General features: G+C 65.9%; 18 protein-coding genes. 9 read left to right on the top strand and 9 right to left on the bottom strand.

What is annotated here, in order from left to right:
* Nucleotides 1-37: 37 nt before the first annotated feature.
* The 6 genes from ABIC21_RS10850 to benA all read right to left on the bottom strand — a co-directional run bounded on the left by ABIC21_RS10850 (nt 38) and on the right by benA (nt 8,307).
* Nucleotides 38-2,896: a helix-turn-helix transcriptional regulator gene (locus ABIC21_RS10850; RefSeq protein ID WP_354350410.1), complete on the bottom strand. Its 2,859-nt coding sequence runs from the start codon at nt 2,894-2,896 to the stop codon at nt 38-40.
* A 90-nt stretch (nt 2,897-2,986) separates the two neighbouring features.
* Nucleotides 2,987-4,384, bottom strand: a complete 1,398-nt coding sequence (locus ABIC21_RS10855) for an MFS transporter (protein ID WP_354350411.1) — start codon at nt 4,382-4,384, stop codon at nt 2,987-2,989.
* A 92-nt stretch (nt 4,385-4,476) separates the two neighbouring features.
* Complete coding sequence (locus tag ABIC21_RS10860; protein ID WP_354350412.1) at nt 4,477-5,283, bottom strand: 1,6-dihydroxycyclohexa-2,4-diene-1-carboxylate dehydrogenase; 807 nt, start codon at nt 5,281-5,283, stop codon at nt 4,477-4,479.
* On the bottom strand, nt 5,280-6,335 hold the full coding sequence (gene benC / locus ABIC21_RS10865; RefSeq protein WP_354350413.1) for a benzoate 1,2-dioxygenase electron transfer component BenC: 1,056 nt from the start codon (nt 6,333-6,335) through the stop codon (nt 5,280-5,282). Before benC ends, ABIC21_RS10860 begins: the two co-directional genes overlap by 4 nt.
* 27 nt (nt 6,336-6,362) lie before the next feature.
* Nucleotides 6,363-6,908 (bottom strand): benzoate 1,2-dioxygenase small subunit, encoded by a 546-nt coding sequence (benB, locus tag ABIC21_RS10870; RefSeq protein ID WP_354350414.1) that lies wholly within the window; start codon nt 6,906-6,908, stop codon nt 6,363-6,365.
* 28 nt (nt 6,909-6,936) lie between these two features.
* The gene (benA, locus tag ABIC21_RS10875; protein WP_354350415.1) at nt 6,937-8,307 is read right to left on the bottom strand and encodes a benzoate 1,2-dioxygenase large subunit; all 1,371 of its coding nucleotides are present in this window, start codon (nt 8,305-8,307) and stop codon (nt 6,937-6,939) included.
* 339 nt (nt 8,308-8,646) lie between these two features.
* Here benA and ABIC21_RS10880 point away from each other — a divergent pair, with 339 nt between their 5' ends.
* The 5 genes from ABIC21_RS10880 to ABIC21_RS10900 all read left to right on the top strand — a co-directional run bounded on the left by ABIC21_RS10880 (nt 8,647) and on the right by ABIC21_RS10900 (nt 13,179).
* Nucleotides 8,647-9,561 (top strand): LysR family transcriptional regulator, encoded by a 915-nt coding sequence (locus ABIC21_RS10880; RefSeq protein ID WP_354350416.1) that lies wholly within the window; start codon nt 8,647-8,649, stop codon nt 9,559-9,561.
* Nucleotides 9,558-10,667 (top strand): mandelate racemase/muconate lactonizing enzyme family protein, encoded by a 1,110-nt coding sequence (locus ABIC21_RS10885; protein WP_354350417.1) that lies wholly within the window; start codon nt 9,558-9,560, stop codon nt 10,665-10,667. Before ABIC21_RS10880 ends, ABIC21_RS10885 begins: the two co-directional genes overlap by 4 nt.
* A gap of 72 nt (nt 10,668-10,739) precedes the next feature.
* Nucleotides 10,740-11,603: a catechol 1,2-dioxygenase gene (gene catA / locus ABIC21_RS10890; protein WP_354350583.1), complete on the top strand. Its 864-nt coding sequence runs from the start codon at nt 10,740-10,742 to the stop codon at nt 11,601-11,603.
* A 52-nt stretch (nt 11,604-11,655) separates the two neighbouring features.
* Entirely contained in the window at nt 11,656-11,937 is a 282-nt protein-coding gene (gene catC / locus ABIC21_RS10895; protein WP_354350418.1) for a muconolactone Delta-isomerase, read from the top strand.
* A gap of 78 nt (nt 11,938-12,015) precedes the next feature.
* Nucleotides 12,016-13,179 (top strand): benzoate/H(+) symporter BenE family transporter, encoded by a 1,164-nt coding sequence (locus ABIC21_RS10900; protein ID WP_354350419.1) that lies wholly within the window; start codon nt 12,016-12,018, stop codon nt 13,177-13,179.
* Between the two features lie 27 nt (nt 13,180-13,206).
* Here the strand turns inward: ABIC21_RS10900 and ABIC21_RS10905 are convergent, their stop codons facing one another.
* Nucleotides 13,207-14,337 (bottom strand): serine hydrolase domain-containing protein, encoded by a 1,131-nt coding sequence (locus tag ABIC21_RS10905; protein ID WP_354350420.1) that lies wholly within the window; start codon nt 14,335-14,337, stop codon nt 13,207-13,209.
* Between the two features lie 70 nt (nt 14,338-14,407).
* A complete protein-coding gene (locus ABIC21_RS10910) occupies nt 14,408-15,511 on the bottom strand; it encodes a baeRF11 domain-containing protein (protein ID WP_354350421.1) in 1,104 nt (367 codons plus the stop codon).
* Between the two features lie 121 nt (nt 15,512-15,632).
* On the opposite strand from ABIC21_RS10910, the gene ABIC21_RS10915 reads away from it, so the two are divergent.
* The 4 genes from ABIC21_RS10915 (at nt 15,633) to ABIC21_RS10930 (ending at nt 18,383) form a co-directional block, all read left to right on the top strand.
* Entirely contained in the window at nt 15,633-15,854 is a 222-nt protein-coding gene (locus ABIC21_RS10915; protein WP_354350422.1) for an SRPBCC family protein, read from the top strand.
* Between the two features lie 259 nt (nt 15,855-16,113).
* Nucleotides 16,114-16,701 (top strand): ferritin, encoded by a 588-nt coding sequence (locus ABIC21_RS10920; RefSeq protein ID WP_354350423.1) that lies wholly within the window; start codon nt 16,114-16,116, stop codon nt 16,699-16,701.
* Between the two features lie 44 nt (nt 16,702-16,745).
* The gene (locus tag ABIC21_RS10925) at nt 16,746-17,018 is read left to right on the top strand and encodes a DUF1905 domain-containing protein (RefSeq protein ID WP_354350424.1); all 273 of its coding nucleotides are present in this window, start codon (nt 16,746-16,748) and stop codon (nt 17,016-17,018) included.
* Nucleotides 17,019-17,117: 99 nt separating this feature from the next.
* Nucleotides 17,118-18,383 (top strand): MFS transporter, encoded by a 1,266-nt coding sequence (locus ABIC21_RS10930; protein ID WP_354350425.1) that lies wholly within the window; start codon nt 17,118-17,120, stop codon nt 18,381-18,383.
* 40 nt (nt 18,384-18,423) lie between these two features.
* Here the strand turns inward: ABIC21_RS10930 and ABIC21_RS10935 are convergent, their stop codons facing one another.
* A complete protein-coding gene (locus ABIC21_RS10935; RefSeq protein WP_354350426.1) occupies nt 18,424-18,996 on the bottom strand; it encodes an antibiotic biosynthesis monooxygenase in 573 nt (190 codons plus the stop codon).
* Nucleotides 18,997-19,092: the final 96 nt, after the last annotated feature.

The raw sequence follows: 19,092 nt of genomic DNA on the forward strand, positions 1-19,092 counted from the left end.
CAGTGCAGGAAGGCTGCACCGTCGCGGTCCCGGGGTGTCACTTTTTGCCCTGCCCGGGGCTCGGGCCCCGTTCGAGATAGGCAGCGGCCAGCTCTGAACGTGAGCAGATGTGGAGCTTCCGGTAGATCCGCGTGAGGTGGTACTGCACGGTCTTGACGGACACATAGAGTTCCGCTGCGGTGTTCTTGTTGGTCAGGCCCGAAGCGACCAGCGCCGCAACCGCCTGTTCCTGATCCGTCAGCTCACCGAAGCGCGTTGCGGCCTCAGCCGTTGCAGGAGCCGGCGCGGAATGGCGCCGGTTCTCCTCGGTGCTGACCCCGCTGGCACGCAGTTCACGCTCGCACCGGTCGGTATAGGCCGCCGCGCCCAGCACCGCGAACAGGTCGCGTGCCTGGATCAGCATCCCGGCCGCCTCGCGCCGTTTCCCGGCCCGGCGGAAGGACTGGCCGTACACGAACATTATCCGGGCCCGTGCATAAGGCATCGGCAGGTTCTCCAGCCGGGTGAGAGCGTCCAGGAAGGTGATGCGGGCGGCGTCGAATTCTCCGGAGGCCGCCTGGATTCTTCCCCGGACGGACGCCAGCCGCGCCATGGTTGACTGATGCCGGCGCTGCCCGGCCAGCCGCTCGTGCGGGCGCAGGAACGCGTCTGCTTCTTCCAGTTGTCCCACCATGACCAAAGCGTTGGCGTAATGGTCCTGCCATGGCCAGAAGCCGGGTTCGTCAATGCCGCTGCTGCGGTCCATTCTGGCGACAGGCTGGAGCGCGCGGATGACGCCTTCATAGTCTGCCCTGACTTCCGCGACCTGCGCCTGGGCGAGGCAGTGCGGCAGGACCATGATCGGGTAGCTGTCGGCGGCGGCGGCGGCCCGCTCCAGATGGTGGGCGGCGGCGTCCCAGTTGCCGCGGAGCGCATGAATTTGTGCGCCGCTCCAATGCAGCAGGGGGCTGAGCAGCTCTATTCCGGACTCCTCCTGCAAGGCCACGGCGTTCTCTACCGTTCTCAGCGCGCCGTCCCAGGCGCCCAACGCAAAATCTGTCCTGGCAAGCCAGGCCTGGGTCCAGAGGGCAATGCGGTGGGAACCGCGGCCAAACTCTGTGGGAACAGCGCCGGCCAGGTCGGTCCGGGCCTCATCCAGCCGGTCCATGGCCAGGTGCAGCCACCCTCTGCCCATATGGATTCGCTGGTACTGGGCGCTGTTCTCGGGCGGCTGATCCGCGGACTCGTAACTCGCTTCTGCTTCAGCGTACCGACCCATGGCGCCGAGTCCGAGCCCTTCGATGGCTTGCGCCTCGAAGGCTGGCGGGCTGTCCGGGGGAGCCGTGAGCCTGGCCCGGACAGCCCACGTCACGAGGTCCCTGGCGTTGAAGCGGGCCAGGGCGTGGAGCACCTGGCGCTGGCAGATCTGGCCGGCCGTCCCGGGGTCGGTGGCCGGGTCGACCGAAGTCCAGGCCTTGCGGAGCATTGCGTCGGCCTGCATGGGGCGGCCGCGGAGGACGGCGAGGTACCCGCGGACCGCGTCGCTGCGTGGGCTCGGCGCGAGGGTCTCCACGGCTGTCACGGCGCGGGGGAGCTGACCGGCCCCGACCATGGCGTCGACTGCCATGATCAGGAGCGACTCACGTTCCAGACAGTCCGGGCTAAGCCGTGCGGCTTCGGCATAGGCATCGGCAGCGGAACCCCAGGCACCTTCGGCGGCGTAGGCTGTCGCCGCTCCTTCGAGTTCGCGGGCAAGCGCAGCGTCCGGCAACAGTGCAGCAGCGGCCCGGTGCCCCAACTGTCCGGCTCCAATCGCCGTCAGGCGTGCGGCCGCGGCATGTGATGCCGTCTGTCGGCCGGGTCCGAGGTTTTGATAAATGGCGGCCCGCACCGCCGGAAGCGGGAACTCGAGAAGGGTGTCCGCCCCCGCCGTCGAAAGTGCCAGGAGACCTGCAGCCACGGCAGCGTCGACGGCAGCAACAGCGTCCGAAACACCGGACAGTTCCGCCGCCAGCGCCAGCCGGGGACGGGCTCCCAGCACTGCCGCCGCCTCGGTGAGCGCGGCTGCGGCCGGTGGCAGCTGTGCCAGCGCAGTTCGGACAAATGCCCGAAGCTCCGAGGGCACCGGAAGGACCCGCTGACCCGTGGACCAGACCGATGCCGGATACTGCTCCAGCAGCGGCTGGATAAGTCCCGGGCGGCCGCCCGTGTGCTCGGCCAGGATCCGTGCTGCCGGCAGCGGCAGTTCCGTGTCCGCGGATCCGGGCGTTCGGCGTGCCATCGACTGCACGTCACCCGGCGTGAGCGGGCCCAGCTTAATGGTCTGGGCGCCCGGAAAACTAAGAAGCCCCTCGACGCCCGCGTCCAGCCCGCTGACGGTCATATCTGCGGCAACTAGGGTCAACAGCGCCTTGGTCCCCGCTCGGCGCAGCGCGAAAAGCAGGGCTTTCAGGGAGGGCAGGTCTGCCCAGTGGAGGTCATCGATCCATAGGACCAGCACCTCACTTTTCTCCGCGGTGAATCGGTCAATCGTGGCAAGCAGCAGCTTCCCGTAATTCGCCGGACCGTCGGCGGCGCCAGGGCCGGTTGCCGGCGCTGGTTCCGCCGGAACTTCCGCCGGAGCTTCCGCCGCTGGGGGAGCGACAGGCCCGGTAACCCCGGAGAGTAACTGCTGGACCACCCCGAAGTCTGTGGTCCGCTCCCATGCGGCGCCGGCCGCACGGAGAATCAACGGCGGGTTGCCGGCGGTGTTCTCCAGCCGCAGAAAGGAGTCCACCAGGGCGGTTTTGCCCATCCCCTGGCTGCCGCGGATGACGCCGACCGTGGGCGTTCCCGAGCGGGCGGCCTGGAGCAGCTCCGCCAGCTGTCGAGTCGCCGCCGTGCGTCCTGCCAAGTGTCCGGCTTCGTTGTCAAACATCGTGTCCAACCTTACGGGGGAGAGCGCCGGCAGTGTGAAGTGGGTCGCAGTTCCCGCCGGCCCCGCAGTTCCCGCCGGCCCCGCTGTCGGTCACCCCGCCTGGGCCGCTGGTGCAAGCACTTCCCCGCTGCCTGGCTGGACCGGTTCGGCCGTGCTGGGGTGCCGGCGGACGAAGAAGGTGACGACACCGCCGGCCAGTGCGACGGCGGCGAAGACCACGAATGCCACGCTGCTCGGTGCCTTGGCGCTGATCAGGAAACCACCGACAAGGGGTCCAAGGATGCCGCCCAGGCGGCCGAACCCGGCGCACCATGCGACGCCGGCCGCGCGTGCCGGGGTCGGGTAGTAGTTCGAAACGAACCCGTAGATCAGGACTTGGGTGCCCAGGCTGCCCACGCCGGCAAAGGCCACGGCGATCAGCAGCACCGGGAGCGGGAAGTCGAACGTCAGCAGGACCAGGGAAACCGCCGCGATAACGAACGTTGTTGCCACCACGGCGCGGGGACCAAACCAGTCCGCCGACCGTGAGGCGAGCAGCCCGCCGACCACGGCTCCGGCGTTGAGCGCCAGGAGGAATGTGAGTGAGTAGGTTTTGCCATAACCGTGCTGGCCCATAATTTCGGGCAGCCACGTGTTCAGCCCGTAGGTCAGCAGCAGGCCGCAGAAGCTCATCAGTCCGAGCAGCACGGTTGGTGTGCGGTAGTTGCCGGTGGCGAGGGCGGCGAAACCGGTCAGCGGCCGGCCGGCTTTGTTGACTGCCGCCGGCGGCAGTGCGACAACCCCCGCGCCCGTGCCGCTGGCAGCCTTGCCGTCTTCGAGCGGAACACCCGTCTTCACGGACAGTACGTGCGCCTCTGCTGTGCGGCCGCGTGCCAGGAGCCACCTCGGTGACTCCGGCAGTTTGAGGTACGCCAGCGGGAACAGGATCACCAGCGGAAGGGCGCCGATCATGAACAGGCCACGCCAGTCCGTCACCCCGCCCAGCACGATGGCCAGCAGGGAGGCCAGCAAGCCTCCGGCGGGCACCCCCGAATACACCAGCGCGTTGTAGAAATTGCGCCTGCCGGCAGGGGCGAATTCGGCGACAACCGCTCCGGCCGTCGCGACGAGGGCGCCGACGCCGATCCCGGTCAGGAACCGGAGGAGTCCAAAGGCCTGGACGCTGGTAGCCATGGCGGTGAGAGCCATGCCCAGCGAAAACCAGACGATGTTGATGAGCATCAGCTTCCGCCGGCCGAGGAAATCCCCGACGGCTCCGGCGGTGAGGGCGCCCACCATCACGCCCAGCAGGGCGTAGCTCCCCAGGACGCCGGCCTGGGCGGCATCGAGGGCGCCAATCTGGCTGGGGTCGCGTAACAGCGACGACACGACGGTTCCATAGACCACAAGGTCATAGCCGTCAAAGAGCAGGGCAGCGGCGGCAACGGCCATCACCCACCGGACGGTTTTCTTGCGGGTGGCATCCGTGGATGCGGCGAGTGCGTTCATTTTGGCTCCAGGGGCCTGGGCCGCGTCATTGCGGCAGAGCGGGGTCAATCAGGGTGGTAATTCGGACTGGCAATGCCGGCGGTGGCGGAATCTCAGCCCAGGTCGCCACCGGCAACCGCGAGGACGCTGCCGGTGATGTAGGAGGCCTCGTCCGAGGCAAGGAACGCGATGGGACCGGCCTGCTCGTCGAGGGTCCCGTACCGCTTCATCAGCGACGAATCGATGGTCTGGTCAACAATCTGCTGGTACCAGGCCTTTTCGTTGGCGCCTTCGGGCTGCGGCCCGCGTACGACGCGGCGGGGCGGTGCTTCCGTCCCTCCCGGAGCCGTGGCCACCACGCGGATGCCATGCGGGGCCGCTTCGAGGGCCAGGGCCGCCGTGATGGCTTTCACCCCGCCCTTGGCCGCCGCGTAGGGAACGCGGTTCACCCCGCGCGTAGCGACGGAGGCGACGTTGACGATGACGCCGCCCTGCTGGCTGATCATGTGGGGGAGGACGGCCCGGCAGGTCCAGAGCGTCGGAAACAGCGACCGCTGTATTTCCTGGCTGATCTGCTCGGGCTCGTAGTGTTCGAAGGGCTTGGCCCAGATGGTGCCTCCCACGTTGTTGATAAGGACGTCGATCCGGCCGTGACGGGCCACGGCCGCCTCGATGGCGGCGCTGGCGCCGTCGTAGTTTTCCAGATCGGCCGTGATGGCGAATGCGGACGCTCCACCGGCCGCGAGTTCCCCGGCGGCTTCACAGACAAGCTCGGCCCGGTCCACCAGGATGGCGTCGGCACCTTCTGCCGCGACGCGCGAGGCAACGGCGTACCCGATTCCCTGTGCTGCTCCGGTCACCACCACCACTTTGCCGGCGAACCGGCCCGGGCTGATCGTCCGGGCACCGTTCGTCCTCAAGCGACGGCCCCGGAGAGAGCCGGCGCCGCTGCCGCGGTGCTGCCGACGGCGAAGCGCTCGTAGTAGAAGTTCGTGGGGGTGATGCCCTGCGTGTCCCAGTACTTGCGCACGGCGTCCACCATGGCGGGCGGTCCGCACAGGTAAACGTCGACGTCACCGTCATTCAGTTGCGCTGGCGTGATGTATTGCGTGACGTATCCCTTATTCTTTGCAGCGCTGTCCGGATCCGCCACGCAGGTAGTGAAGGTGAAGTTCTCGATGGCGTCGGCGTAATGCTCGAGCTTCTCCAGCTCCACCAGGTCCTTGTCGAACGTGACACCGTAGACGAGGTGCACGGGATGGGCGGGCGCCTCGTCCACGTTGGCGGCGATATTCTCGAGCATCGACAGCAGCGGCGCTATCCCGGTACCGCCGGCCAGCATCAGCACCGGCCGCTTGATGTCCCGCAGGAAGAAGCTGCCCATGGGGCCGGTCAGCGGGATGGTATCGCCGACGGCGGCACGCTCCTTCAGGTAGGTGGTCATGGCGCCGTCAGGTGCTGTGCGGATGAGGAATCGCAACTCAGCAGCGGCGGGGCCGCTGCTGAATGAATAGGACCGTGCGGCGTCGGTGCCGGGGACCGCGAAATTCATGTACTGGCCCGGGAGGTACTTCAGATCGGCGCGGTTTGCCAGGGTAAGCGTGAGGGCGGCGGTGTTGTCCGCGAACCAGTTCAATTCGCTGACGGTGCCCTCGAACGTCGTGGCGCCGGCCTTGGCCATTTCCGAGGTACCGGCGATCTGCAGGACCAGGTCGGTTTCCGGAACCATTTGGCAGGGGAGGCAGAAGCCCTTCTCGGCTTCGTCCTCGGTGAGGGCCTCATCGATGTAGTCGCCGCCGTCGTACTTTCCCGACTCGCAAAACGCTTTGCAGGTGCCGCAGGCACCGTCGCGGCAGTCGAAGGGGATATTGATGCGGGATTTGTACGCCGCGTCGGCGACGGTTTCGTTGCGGTTCGCGGTGACGAAGCGGGTGACGCCGTCCTCGAAGCTGAGGGCAATCTGATAGGTCATGGGGCTCGACTCCAGTCTTTCCGAAAATTAGATGTGGTAGATATCCACGATGTGGTGGATGTAGTCGTTCTTGAGGACGACCTTTTTCCTGGTGATGACGGGCTGTGTGCCGGCGTAGTCGATGGTGTAGAACGACGTTCCGAAGTAGGGGTCGATGTTCTGGTAGCGGTAGTACAACGTGAACCAGTTGAAGCGGACATCAACCTCGCTGCCGCGGGCCTCGACGATCTCCACGTTCGTGATGTTGTGTCCCGTACGTGGTTCCGGCAGGCTGGTCGCGCTGGAGCGGTCGGTTTTGATGCGGAAGACGCGGTCCTCCAGGCCTCCCCGGTTGGCGTAGTAGATCAGTGAAATTTCGCGCTGGGGATCGCCGGTGAGCTGGTCGTCGTCGGCCCATGCCGGCATCCAGAACTCGGCTTCCGGGTGGTAGCAGTCCAGCCAGCGGTCAAAGTCGCGGTCGTCCAGGAAGCGCGCCTCGCGGTAGAGGAAAGCTCGGATTTCTTCCAGGGTTGCCGGGCCCGCCGGCGCGAAAGCCGTTGCGTCCTGCGGGTCGGATTCGATGATTTGTGTCATGGGGATTCTCCTCGGGCTCCTTGCGGGCCTAGTTCTGTGCGGCGGCCGCGGCTGCTTCTTCGGCGGCTGCCGCTTTGCGCATCGTCTCCACCCAGTAGCCGTGCTGAATGGGGTAGAGACCTTCGTCTTCGGTTTTGGCACCGCTGGAAATGGGTTTGAGGCCGATGGCGTCGGCGTTGGCATCGGGGCCGATAATCTGGTGCATCACGCCGCGGCTGAGGTCGTTCCACGGGGCGGCGGTGGCCATGTACGTCTTCTGGCAGGAACGGAACTCCTCGAGGTCATCGGGAGTGGCCATGCCGGAGGCATTGAAGAAGTCCTCGTACTGGCGGATGCGGTTGGACCGGGCCTCGTCGCTCTCGCCCTTGGGCGCTATGCAGTAGATGGTCACTTCGGTCTTGTCGACGGAGATGGGGCGGAAGTGCCGGATCTGCGAACCGAACTGGTCCATCAAGTAGACGTTCGGGTAGAGGCACAGGTTGCGGGAGATGTTGATCATCCAGTCGGCCTTTTCCACGCCGTACTTCTCGACGAGTTCGTCCCTGCGGTCGAAGAGGGGGCGGTTGCTGGGGTCCAGCCACTCCGTCCAGAGCAGCAGGTGGCCGTGGTCGAAGGAGTAGTAGCCGCCCTTCTGTTTCGCCCAGCCGCCAGCGTCCATGTTCTTGGTTTCGTTTGCCGACTCCCCGGTGGTCCGGCGGGCGGTCGTGGCTGCGTAGTTCCAGTGCGTCGCGGAGACGTGGTAGCCGTCTGCGCCGTTCTCCGCCTGCAGCTTCCAGTTGCCGTCGTACGTATAGGTGGACGCGCCGCGCAGGACTTCGAGGCCCTCGGGGGACTGGTCGACGATCATGTCGATGATCTTGGTGGATTCGCCCAGGTGCTCTTCGAGCGGCTTCACATCGGGGTTGATGCTGCCGAAAAGGAATCCGCGGTAGCTCTCGAACCTGGCCACCTTCGTGAGGTCGTGGGAGCCGTCTTTGTTGAACTGTTCCGGGTAGCCGGCGTCGCGGGGATCCTTGACCTTGAGGAGTTTGCCGGTGTTGTTGAAGGTCCAGCCGTGGAACGGGCAGGTGAACGTGGTGCGGTTGTCGGTCTTGCGGCGGCACAGCATCGCGCCGCGGTGGCTGCAGGCATTGATCAGGGCATTGAGCCCGCCCTGCTTGTCGCGGGAGATGATGATGGGCTGGCGGCCAATGTGGGTGGTGAAGTAGTCGCCCACGTTCGGGATCTGGCTGTCGTGCGCCAGGTACACCCAGTTGCCTTCGAAAATGTGCTTCATCTCAAGTTCGAAAAGGTCGGCGTCGGTGAAGATGCTGCGCTTGGCGCGGAAGACGCCGTTTTCGTGGTCCTCCACAAGGGCCTCGTCGAGGTGGGCTCGGATGCCCGCCAGGGTCTCTGTCATGTTGGCTCCTATCAATATCGGGCCGCGTTGCCCGTGGTGCCGGGCTGCGCTGCCCGGGCGGACCGCCGAACGATCGGCCGGTCAATGGTGAATGCATCAACCCTGTCAGGGCGTGGCGTGGATCACACTAGGCATTTGCCTAGGGTCACCTAGGACGCGATTGATATCTAAAGCATCCGAAAAAGTATGAATTAAGTATTTGTTCAATACTAAATTCGGCCCTACGCTGTTGAACCAACAAGCAACCACGTTGGGGCTGCGGCCTGCAACCGGCCGCGGCAGGCGGGCGCATCTGCAGCCCGCCGGCCCGGCAATGACGACGGAAGGAGCCGGTGCGGCATGGAACTGCGTCACCTGCGGTACTTCGTGGCGGTTGCCGAGGCCCGCCATTTCGGCCAGGCGGCCGAACGCCTGCAAATGGCCCAGCCCCCGCTGTCCCAGCAGATACGGCAACTCGAAGCCGAACTCGAGGTCGAACTGCTCGCCCGGACCACCCGCAGCGTCAAACTCACACCGGCCGGTGAGGTCTTCCTTGAGGACGCGCGCCGGATTCTGCGGAGCGTTGACGACGCGGCCCGCAGAGCCCGCCAATTCGCAGACGGAAAAGCTGGCACGATCCGCATCGGGCTGACAGGGACGGCGTCGTACACCCAGGTCCCGCGCCTGGCACGGCTCGTCAAGGATCAGCTGCCCGGCGTTGTGCTGGATATCAGCACCGAAATGCTCACCCCGGCCATCGAGCTGGCTCTGATGTCAGGTGAGCTGGACATCGGAGTCCTGCGCCCGCCCGTGAAGGATGCGTCGCTGACCTTGCGACCCATCGCTCGTGAACAGTTTGTGGTGGCGCTTCCCGCCAGCCACCGGTTTGCCGCGGAGGATTCCGTGACCATCGGCGAACTGCGGGCCGAGGATTTCATCATGTACCCGGCGGGGTCACGGTCAGTGGTCAACGATGCCGTCATCCGCGCGTGCACGGCAGCCGGCTTCCACCCTCACGTTGCCCACGAATCAGCAAAAACTTCCACCCAGTTGTCGCTGGTGGCGGCTGGCCTGGGCGTCGCCGTTTTACCTGAGTCCGTTCGGGGGATCTCGCTGGACGGCGTCGTTTACCGGGCGCTGCTCGGAGCGGACGAAGTGGACCTTGCCCTGGCGTGGCGACACAACGACAGCTCGGCCCTGGTCGGCAGCTTCCTCATGATGCTGGACGACAACAAAATCTTCATCGACCCGACCCGCCCCGGAGGGCTCCCGTGAAAATAAGCTCCATTGAGACGATCCCGTTCGCCATCCCCTATACCAAGCCGCTGCGCTTCGCGAGCGGGGAAGTCCATACTGCACAGCACGTTCTGGTGCGGGTCCGGAGCGACGACGGCATCGTGGGCGTCGCCGAGGCTCCGGCCCGGCCGTTCACGTACGGGGAAACGCAGGAATCCATCGTCGCTGCCATCCAGACGCTGTTCGCGCCGAGAATCGTGGGGATGGACGTTATGGACCGCGAGGCTGTCCACAGCGTCATGGACCGGACGGTAGGCAATCCGACCGCCAAATCAGCTGTAGACATGGCAATCTGGGACGTCATCGGAAAGGCCTTGGGCCAGCCGGTCACGGCCCTCCTGGGCGGGTACACCGACAGTATGAAGGTCAGCCACATGCTCGGCTTCGCAGAGCCGGCCAAAATGGTTGCCGAGGCCGAACGCATGCGCGACATCTACGGGATCACCACCTTCAAGGTGAAGGTGGGCCGGAAGCCGTTCAAGCTCGACGTCGACGTTTGCCGGGCATTGCGCGAAGAGCTGGGCGACGGTATCGAGCTGTACGTCGACGGCAACCGAGGTTGGACGCCGTCGGAATCCCTCCGGGCGCTCAACGCCATGGCGGACCTCGACCTGACGCTGGCCGAAGAGCTGTGTCCGGCCGACGACGTTCTTGGCCGCAAATGGCTCGTGAATCACTGCCCCGTCCCGTTTGTGGCCGACGAGAGCGCCACGACTCCCGGTGAAGTCACCCGGGAGCTGCTGAGCGGGGCTGCCAACGCCGTCAGCATCAAGACGGCCCGCACCGGCTTCTCCCACTCCCAACGCATCCTGTTCCAGTGCGACGGAATGGGCGCGGAGGTCGTGATGGGCAACCAAATTGACGGCCAGGTCGGAACGCTGTGCACCGTCGCCTTCGGTGCCGCCTTCAAGTCCACCACCCTGCGTGCGGGCGAGCTCTCCAACTTCCTGGACATGAGTGACGACCTCCTGACGGAGCCCCTGGAGATTGTTGCCGGGCGCCTGTCAACGCGCCAAGTGCCGGGGATCGGAATCGACATCGATCCGGAGAAGCTGGCCAGATACCGCCTCGACCAGGGCAACTGAAGACCAGAACAAATCAATTCCCAACGACGTGCCTGCACAGCCGCCGGCACTGACCAAGAAAGTGAGTCAATGATGACAACCCAGCTGAACGAATTTGATGCCAAAGCCGCAGAGTCCGGCAACGCCGCCACGGAACGGTTCCGTGAAAGCGGTAAGACCGAGGCGCTCGACATTCCGAAGGAACGCGTCTCCCTGCTGGCCAACGAAGTCCTTGGTGCGGTGTATGACACCATCCGAAAGCACAAGGTCAGCTATGACGAGTTCAATGCCCTCAAGGCCTGGCTGATCAGCGTCGGCGAGGACGGGGAATGGCCGCTGTTCCTGGATGTGTGGGTGGAGCATGTCGTCGAAGAGGTCTCCACGGAGGACCGCGAGGGCAACAAGGGCACCATCGAGGGCCCGTACTACGTGCCAGGTTCGCCGGAGTTCCCGTCGCCGGCCACGCTGCCGATGCGGGATGACGAAGGCGGCACGCCCCTGCTTTTCCAGGGCCAGGTCCGCGGCGTTGACGGCACCCCGCTGCCCGGCGCGAAGGTGGAAATCTGGCACGCGGACGACAACGGGTTCTACTCCCAGTTCGCGCCCGGCCTGCCCGAGTGGAACCTTCGCGGGACCGTCGTCGCCGACGCGGAGGGCAACTTCGCGCTGAACACCGTCCAGCCGGCCCCGTACCAGATCCCGACCGACGGCGCCTGCGGCAAGCTCATTGCGGCGGCCGGATGGCACGCCTGGCGGCCCGCGCACCTGCACCTGAAAGTGTCCGCGCCCGGCTGCCAGCTGCTCACGGCACAGCTCTACTTCGAAGGCGACCAGCACCTCTCGGACGACATCGCCTCCGCCGTCAAGCCCGAGCTGGTCCTGGCTCCGGCTGCCCGGGCAGCGTCACCCGGCAACGAAGTGACCTACGACTTCGTGCTGGACGCCGTCCGCGCCTGAGCCTGGCGAACCTCACCGACAGCTCCAGGCACTACCCAGAAAGGAACACCACATGCACTTTGCCGTCCGCATGGATGTCAGCATCCCGTTCGATATGGACCCTCAGGCCAGGACGGAGCTCCTCGCCAGGGAAAAGGCCTACTCGCAGGAACTCCAGCGCACTGGCGAATGGAAGAACATCTGGCGTTGCGTCGGCGAATACGCCAACCTCAGCATCTTCGACGTCGCCAGCAACGAACGCCTGCACGAGATCCTGTGGGGGCTGCCCTTGTTCCCGCACATGAAGATGGACATCACGCCGCTTGCCGGACACCCCTCGGACCTTGCCCTCTAGCGGCGGTCCATGGTGTTGACATCGAGGACCCCGCCGGCGCGTCCGCGCGCTGCGGGGCCCTCGAGCCTTCGCGCTGCGATGTCCCTGTCCGCAGTGATGGCCGGGCTCGTCGCCGTCGTGGTGTCATACTCGGGACCGCTGCTGGTGGTCCTCCAGTCAGCCAAGAACGCGGGACTCAGCACCGGTCAGACCACGTCCTGGGTCTGGGCGGTTTCCATCGCCAGCGGCGTGGTGTGTTCGGTGCTCAGCCTGGTGACCAGGCAGCCTGTGATGGTCGCCTGGTCAGTGCCGGGAGCCGCGTTGCTCCTGACCGCGCTGGGAAACTATTCCTACTCGGATGCCATTGGCGCCTACCTGGTCGCCGGTGTGCTGGCGACCGTGCTGGGCGTCACCGGTCTTTTCGGCAGGCTGCTGTCTGTAGTGCCCGGGCCAGTACTCGCCGGTGTGCTGGCGGGAGTGCTGCTGCCGTTCGTCCTCAACGCAGCCGGCGCTGTGGTGTCCTCGCCGCTCGTGGCGGGCGGGCTGGTGATGGCATATTTCGCGGCGAAGCGGTTTGTTCCCCGCTACGCGGTCATCGTGGCGCTCTTCACCGGGGTGCTGCTGGGGACCCTGACCGGCGGAATTCCCACCCCGCAGCTGCCCCTCGCGCTGGCCGGCCCCTTGTGGACGACACCCACGTTCAGCGTTTCGGCGGTGATGGGGATTGCCGTGCCGTTGCTGATCGTCACGACGGCGGGCCAGAACGGACCAGGGCTGGCGATGATGACCAGCAGTGGATACGTACCGAATGACAGGCTGCTTCTGGGCGGAGCCGGCGTCGCTTCCGTAATCTTTGCCCCGTTTGGCAGCCACGCCATCAACCTTGCGGCCATAACGGCGGGCATTTGCGCGGGGCCGGAAGCCCATGAGGATTCCAGGCGGCGGTACATAGCCGGTGTCGCCTGCGGAGCCTTCTATCTGCTTTTCGGGACATTCAGCACGGCCGTCGTGGCCTTGTTTGCGGTCGTCCCCGCACCGATGCTGACCGCACTCGCGGGGGTGGCACTGCTCGGTGCGCTCCAGGGAGCCGTCCGGGATGTGGTCCTGGGCGCTGGGGGGCGCCCGGCCGAACAGGAGGCCGCGCTGATCACGCTGGCAGTGACCGCGTCCGGCATTGCCCCTTGGGGTGTCGTGTCTCCGTTATGGGGATGCGTGGCCGGCGTCGGTGTGTATCTGCTGGCGCGGCGCGGGCGCAGGGCCTGAACGTCCCGTGCCGGGTGATGACGGCGATTAGGCCCATGGCGCTGATGCCAGAATTTGGAACAGCGGTTCGAAGTCGTACATGCGGGTGCTGTTGCCCATAACAACGATGCCGAGACCAAGGTCGGGGTAGAGGCGCATGACGTTCCAGAAGCCCGCGCCGGCGCCGAAATGCTCCACCCACTGCTCCGGGGTCTTCGTCGGCCGTCGGAACCAGCCGGTTCCATGGTCGAACGGCTGACCCGCCTGGTCGATGGTGCGCATGCGGCGGGCCGACCCGGGGGAGAGGACCCGGGTTCCGTCGATCTCGCCGTCGCGAAGGTGCATTTGAAGGAACCTGCCCGCATCCAGGACGTCGCCCACCAGGCCGCCGTAGGCGGGCCCGTCCACGTAGAAGGGGTTCAGTGACAGGTACGTCCCGTGACGGGATCCGGCGATCCCGCCGGGCAGCAGTCCGCGCAGCAGGGGCTCCACGATCCGCGGCGCCCTGACGTAACCGGTCGCGCTGTCCGCGCCGTCCTGGTAGCGGAACCCGGTGTGTTCCATACCCGCAGGGCGCAGGACGGACTGGCGGACGTAGGCCTCGAAGGGCATCCCGGACGCGGCGGCGATGACCTGTCCGGCGGCAAGGTAGCCGACGTTGGAATACCGTGCGCTCTGCCCGGCCGGGTACCGGTAGGCGCGGGCCCTGCCCATCAGACGGCGGAGCAGGGCTTCGGGATCCGGCGGATCCGCCGCGGCCGGGTGCACCCAGCGAATGGGCATCGGGTTGCCGAACCCGGCGGTGTGGTTGAGTAATTGGCCCACGCTCGGCGTCGTCGTCCGGGGCGCCCGCAGGTAGTCAACGTACTCGTCGACGGGGGCGTCCAGGTCGAGGCGGCCTTCGTCAACGAGCCGGAATGCCGCCGTCGCGGTCACGATCTTGGACATGGAGAACCACAGATACGACGTCGAGGCGGTGGCCGGCGTCTTCGCTGCACTGTCGGCGAGACCGTAACCGGCGGCGAGGAGCAGGCGGTCGCGATTGACCACGGCCAGGGAGAGGCCCGGGACGCCGCCCCGGCGCATCATCGTGGTGACGGCCGCCGTCGCACCGCGGGGCGGTCTGCCCGCTGCGATGTTCTCGCCCGGCGCGCCCGGGTTCGTGCCGTCTGTCACCATGGCTCATCCTCTTCGACCCGGCCTGTGGACGTGCCGTTTCCACCGACCTTCAAACCGAATAGTGCCGGAGTCAGATGGCGTAGCGAAGAATTCCGGCGGCCTGCACATTCTCCGGCATGTCGGCTCGTCGCACCGCGAGGACGCGTGCACCCGTTCCGAGCGCCCGCCGGGCAATTTCCTCGATCGCGTCTTGTCCACTATCCGCACCCAGGTTGAGCAGTCCATCGTCTCCCACGGAACCCTTGACCTCTGCGTCCATGTCCACGACGAGCGTTGCAACCGCACCGAAGGCGGCCGCCCGTGCCAGATCGCTGAGGTCCGTCGAGGCACGACTGTTGGTGCGGCGCTCTTCAAAGGTCGTTTGCAGAGCAACAAGATCGGCCGCGTATATCCGGTCGAGCACACCGCGCGCTGCATCCGCCAACTGGGCCGGGGTCAGTTCGTCGGGGTTCCCCTCGATGACCTCTGAAGCGAGGTGTGCGTATCCTGTGAGATTGCGGTAGATGCTCCTGAGCGGCTCCGTTGCAGCGATAACCAGCGGCAAGGACTGGCCGTTCAAGATTGGACGGAGCGCGTGGTCGACGGACCGGGCGTACTGGGTTAGCCGCACCTTGCGTCCCTCGTCGCCTTGCAGCCGCCCGGAGGGTGCGCGGCCGCCGATCGAGTCGAGCCCGACGGCACTCGCGGCATCAGCTGGCATGCCCGGCACCGTGATTTCTTCGGCCGCCCGGTCGGCCGAGACCTCCACGAGGCGCGCCCCGTTCTGTGAGATCGCGAGCACAAGCGCCGCGTTCGGGAAAGTCAGGGCCCGGAGGAGCGGGGTGATCGCGAATCGATCAGTCACGCTCACATGGTCTTCGAGATCGTTCGGCAAACGGAACTCAAGAACATACGACGGTGTGGCGAAGATGGCCAGGCTCCGCCCCATGTCAAACCAGAACTCCGGGGCTTCCAGCAGCTCGTTGAGAAACGTCTCTATCGCGGCCACCGATTCCTTGCCTCCCCCCTCACGGAGCCGACTGATGGCGGTGCCGACCAAAGAACGCGCCCTGGTCTGATTCTTCTCCGAATCGGCCGGGACGCTGCTCGTCGAAAGATACACGGAGACGCTGTGTGGATCGCGTGCGGCCGCCAGCCGTTCCAAGTCATACCGGGTCGGCATGTCAATGTGCATGGGGTGCTCCTTTGCTATTTGTCCCGTGGGTGCATGATGAGGGGCTAATTCCTGCGACCGCTCGATGCTGGCTGTGCCGCCGGGGCAGCCATACCTGATCAGCCCAGCTTCAGACCCTCCGATGCCGGTGTCAACAGACGCCGGAAGTCCCCAGGGCCCGTTCCCGATGCAGACCACCTACACCTGGGCGGCCGCGGACGGCGCCTCTCCCCGAATGACTCTTCGCAACACCGGATCGCCGGCGGGATTTTCCGCCGTCGTGAACCTCCTGATGGCCCCGATGATGCGCCGCGCGATGCGGAAGGACCTCGCCAGGCTGAAGGAGATCCTCGAGGCGGCCTGACCGCCACGCTGATGCACCCGAGGCAAGTTGTCACTTCGTTTTTTCCCCAAGGCCAGGACTGGATCCGGAGCCGGTCCTAAATCGCTGCCGTCGTCAGTTTCCCGGGTCGCCAGCCCGGTCTTATGGCGATAAGGCAGGGTCTTGACGCGGGGATCCCAAGCGGAGGACGCTCATTTCAGGCCCTCCGGCAGTCCCGGGCCCACCAGAGGCCCGGCGCCGCAGGTCCACATCCTTGACCACCGACCTGAGGAGTGCCCCCATGAGCCCCCAATTCAACGAGCTGCTGACCCGCCAGGTCGGCAATGAGTTCGCGGCCTCCCAGCAGTACATCGCCATCGCCGCGTGGTTCGACGGCCAGGACCTGCCCCAGCTGGCGAAGCACTTCTACCGCCAGTCGCTGGAGGAGCGGAACCACGCCATGATGATGGTCCGCTACATACTGGACCGCGGCATCAAAGTCACCATCCCCGGAATCGACCCGGTCCGGAACGACTTCGCCTCGGCGGAGGAACCACTGGTCCTTGCCCTCGCACAGGAGGTTGAGGTCACCAACCGCATCAAGGAACTGTTCGCCGCGGCCCGGGCGGAAAACGACCCCCTCGGTGAACAGTTCATGCTCTGGTTCCTCAAGGAACAGGTCGAGGAGGTGGCATCGATGTCCACGCTGCTTAATGTCGCCCGGCGGGCCGACAACCTCTTCGACGTCGAGACCTTCCTCGCCCGCGAAAGGGTGGGCGACGCCGGCCAGCACGGCGGAGGCCACGGCGGACATCACGGGCACGGAGGCGGCCACGGCGGACCCTCGGATGATGCGGGGACGCCGGAAGCCGCCGGCGGTTCACTCTAGGCCCCGTCAGGAATGGCGCTGAGCTATGCCTTCACGGCCACGCTGTGGCACTATCCGGGAGAAGCCGGGGGCACTTCCTCACCCTTCCGGAAGAGCTTGCAGCGGAGATCAGGGAAGAGACGGCAACGTTCCGTCGAGGCTTTGGTTCCGTCAAAGTCACGGCCACGGTCACCGGCCACAACTGGTCGACGTCACTCTTTCCCGACAGCAAGAGCGGGACATATCTGCTGCCCGTCAAGAAGGCCATCAGGACGGCGGCCGGACTCGAGACAGGGGACCGGGTCACGGTTCACCTGGAGGTGCCCGACTCCGGCTGAGCACCTCCGGGAGGAAGTCCCGGTTCCTCTGGTGCGTGCCGGCGAAGGAGACGAGAATGGGCCCGTGGCCCCCCTCGCCCTGACGGGCACGGCCTCGCGATGAACGCCGCCGCCCGCAAGATCCAGCGCATCTACCTCACACTGACGCTGGGCAATACGCTTGCGGCCTCATTCATCTGGGGAATCAACACCCTCTTCCTGCTGGATGCCGGACTCAGCAACCTCGAGGCTTTTGCTGCGAACGCGTTCTTCACGGCTGGTATGGTGCTGTTCGAGGTGCCCACCGGGGTGATTGCCGACGGTTGGGGGCGCCGCGTTTCGTTCCTGCTCGGCACCGTGACCCTGGCCGTATCGACCTACCTCTACTACCTGCTCTGGCAGCTTTCCGCCCCGTTCTGGTGGTGGGCGGTGGTGTCGGTCCTGCTCGGTCTGGGATTTACGTTCTTCTCCGGCGCGGTCGAGGCGTGGCTCGTCGACGCGCTGCGCTTTTCGGGCTTTGAGGGCGGGCTGGAGGGGGTGCTCGGGCAGGGACAAATGGTGTCGGGTGTAGGGATGCTCGTGGGCTCGGTGGCCGGCGGTGTGATAGCGCAGGCCACCAATCTGGGCGTGCCGTTCCTGCTGCGCGTGGGTGTGCTGCTGGTGATGTTCGCTGTGGCCTTTGCCCTCATGCGCGACGTCGGGTTCACCCCCGAACGTTCGACGCATCCTCTGCGGGCAACCCGTGCCGTCCTCTCCGCCTCGGTCGAGAACGGATTGAAAAATCCGCCGGTACGTTACGTGATGCTGGCGGCGCCGTTTACTGCCGGCGTCGGGTTTTACGTGTTCTATGCCCTCCAGCCGTACCTCCTGGAGCTCTTCGGCGACCCGCGCGCGTACTCCGTGGCAGGCCTGGCGGCGGCCCTCGTGGCGGGAGCAGAAGTGTTCGGCGGGTGGCTGGCACCCCGTATCCGGCGCCTCGTCCGCAAACGCACAACGGTGCTGATTCTGAGCAGCATACTGAGCGCCTCACTTTTGGTCGTTCTCGGGTTCACCCGGGAGTTCTGGGTTGCCCTGGTGCTGCTGGCGCTCTGGGCCGTGGTGGCCTCGGCGGGCACCCCCGTGCGGCAGGCGTACCTGAACGACATGATCGCCTCGAAGCAGCGGGCGACGGTGCTGAGCTTTGACTCGCTCATCGGCTCCAGCGGGGGAGTCGTGGTCCAGCCGGCGCTTGGCCGGGCGGCCGACGTGTACGGCTACCCTGCCTCGCTGGCGATCGGCGGTGTGATCGAGTTGATCGCGGTGCCCTTCCTGCTGGCGAGCCGCAGGCAGCGCCACCAGTCCGACCAGATCAACGCCCCGACCAGCACTACCGAGGTGGAATCCTAACCGTCCCCAACGATGCCAGCACCCCGCGCTCCGAGCCCTGTCAGCGCTTCCTACGAAGCCATGGTCCCAACAGCCGGGTGGTCACTGGAAGAAAGACGTAGGTCATCAGCGGTGTGAGCAGGCACGTGGCCAGCAGCACTTGCAGGGCCAGCGGCCATTCCCCGGTCAGCGGGTGCAGCAGAAAATTGGCCAGCAGACTGAGCGGAAAAAAGGGAAGAAAGATGCTGACCATTTGTTTCCACCGTGGAGGCACTACGGTCTCGGGGACGCTGAGGAGGGCATCACCCGGCTGCGCAAACCAGCCTTCAATACCCGTGCGCCGCTCAACCTGCGTCACTTCCACGAGGCCCGCCGCGCTGTCAATCCACCACCGGCGTTCATCGGACTGTTCCCAGTCGTTCAGCAGATCGGCATCGGCAAAGCGATACAGCATGTGCCAGTCGTTCGAATCTGCTGCCGAGCGGACCCAACCGGATCCAAGGTAGCCCGGCCATTCGCGGGCCAGTTCCTGACCGGCATGGGCCCACGCGCTGGCCTGACGCGTCCGGCCAGGTTGGACTGTACGCGCAACTGAGACAGTGACGGGCTGGGGACGCAGATCAGGGAGGGTCACCGAACAATCCTACAGACGGCGCGACTGGCCCCGCGCTGGGATCCGTCTCCGTCAGGACGGGTTCAGCCTTTAGCTCCGTCGTCAAGGTACTCCGGA

This window comes from Pseudarthrobacter sp. PvP090 (assembly GCF_040547365.1).
Classification (GTDB): domain Bacteria; phylum Actinomycetota; class Actinomycetes; order Actinomycetales; family Micrococcaceae; genus Arthrobacter.

Bases quoted from the DNA above. Each gene is read 5' to 3' on its own strand.
- ABIC21_RS10910 (WP_354350421.1), bottom strand. From the start codon at position 15,511: ATGCACATTGACATGCCGACCCGGTATGACTTGGAACGGCTGGCGGCC.
- ABIC21_RS10920 (WP_354350423.1), top strand. From the start codon at position 16,114: ATGAGCCCCCAATTCAACGAGCTGCTGACCCGCCAGGTCGGCAATGAG.
- ABIC21_RS10855 (WP_354350411.1), bottom strand. From the start codon at position 4,384: ATGAACGCACTCGCCGCATCCACGGATGCCACCCGCAAGAAAACCGTC.
- ABIC21_RS10905 (WP_354350420.1), bottom strand. From the start codon at position 14,337: ATGGTGACAGACGGCACGAACCCGGGCGCGCCGGGCGAGAACATCGCA.
- ABIC21_RS10930 (WP_354350425.1), top strand. From the start codon at position 17,118: ATGAACGCCGCCGCCCGCAAGATCCAGCGCATCTACCTCACACTGACG.
- catC (WP_354350418.1), top strand. From the start codon at position 11,656: ATGCACTTTGCCGTCCGCATGGATGTCAGCATCCCGTTCGATATGGAC.
- ABIC21_RS10915 (WP_354350422.1), top strand. From the start codon at position 15,633: ATGCCGGTGTCAACAGACGCCGGAAGTCCCCAGGGCCCGTTCCCGATG.
- ABIC21_RS10850 (WP_354350410.1), bottom strand. From the start codon at position 2,896: ATGTTTGACAACGAAGCCGGACACTTGGCAGGACGCACGGCGGCGACT.
- ABIC21_RS10900 (WP_354350419.1), top strand. From the start codon at position 12,016: ATGTCCCTGTCCGCAGTGATGGCCGGGCTCGTCGCCGTCGTGGTGTCA.
- benA (WP_354350415.1), bottom strand. From the start codon at position 8,307: ATGACAGAGACCCTGGCGGGCATCCGAGCCCACCTCGACGAGGCCCTT.
- benC (WP_354350413.1), bottom strand. From the start codon at position 6,335: ATGACCTATCAGATTGCCCTCAGCTTCGAGGACGGCGTCACCCGCTTC.
- catA (WP_354350583.1), top strand. From the start codon at position 10,740: ATGACAACCCAGCTGAACGAATTTGATGCCAAAGCCGCAGAGTCCGGC.
- ABIC21_RS10880 (WP_354350416.1), top strand. From the start codon at position 8,647: ATGGAACTGCGTCACCTGCGGTACTTCGTGGCGGTTGCCGAGGCCCGC.
- benB (WP_354350414.1), bottom strand. From the start codon at position 6,908: ATGACACAAATCATCGAATCCGACCCGCAGGACGCAACGGCTTTCGCG.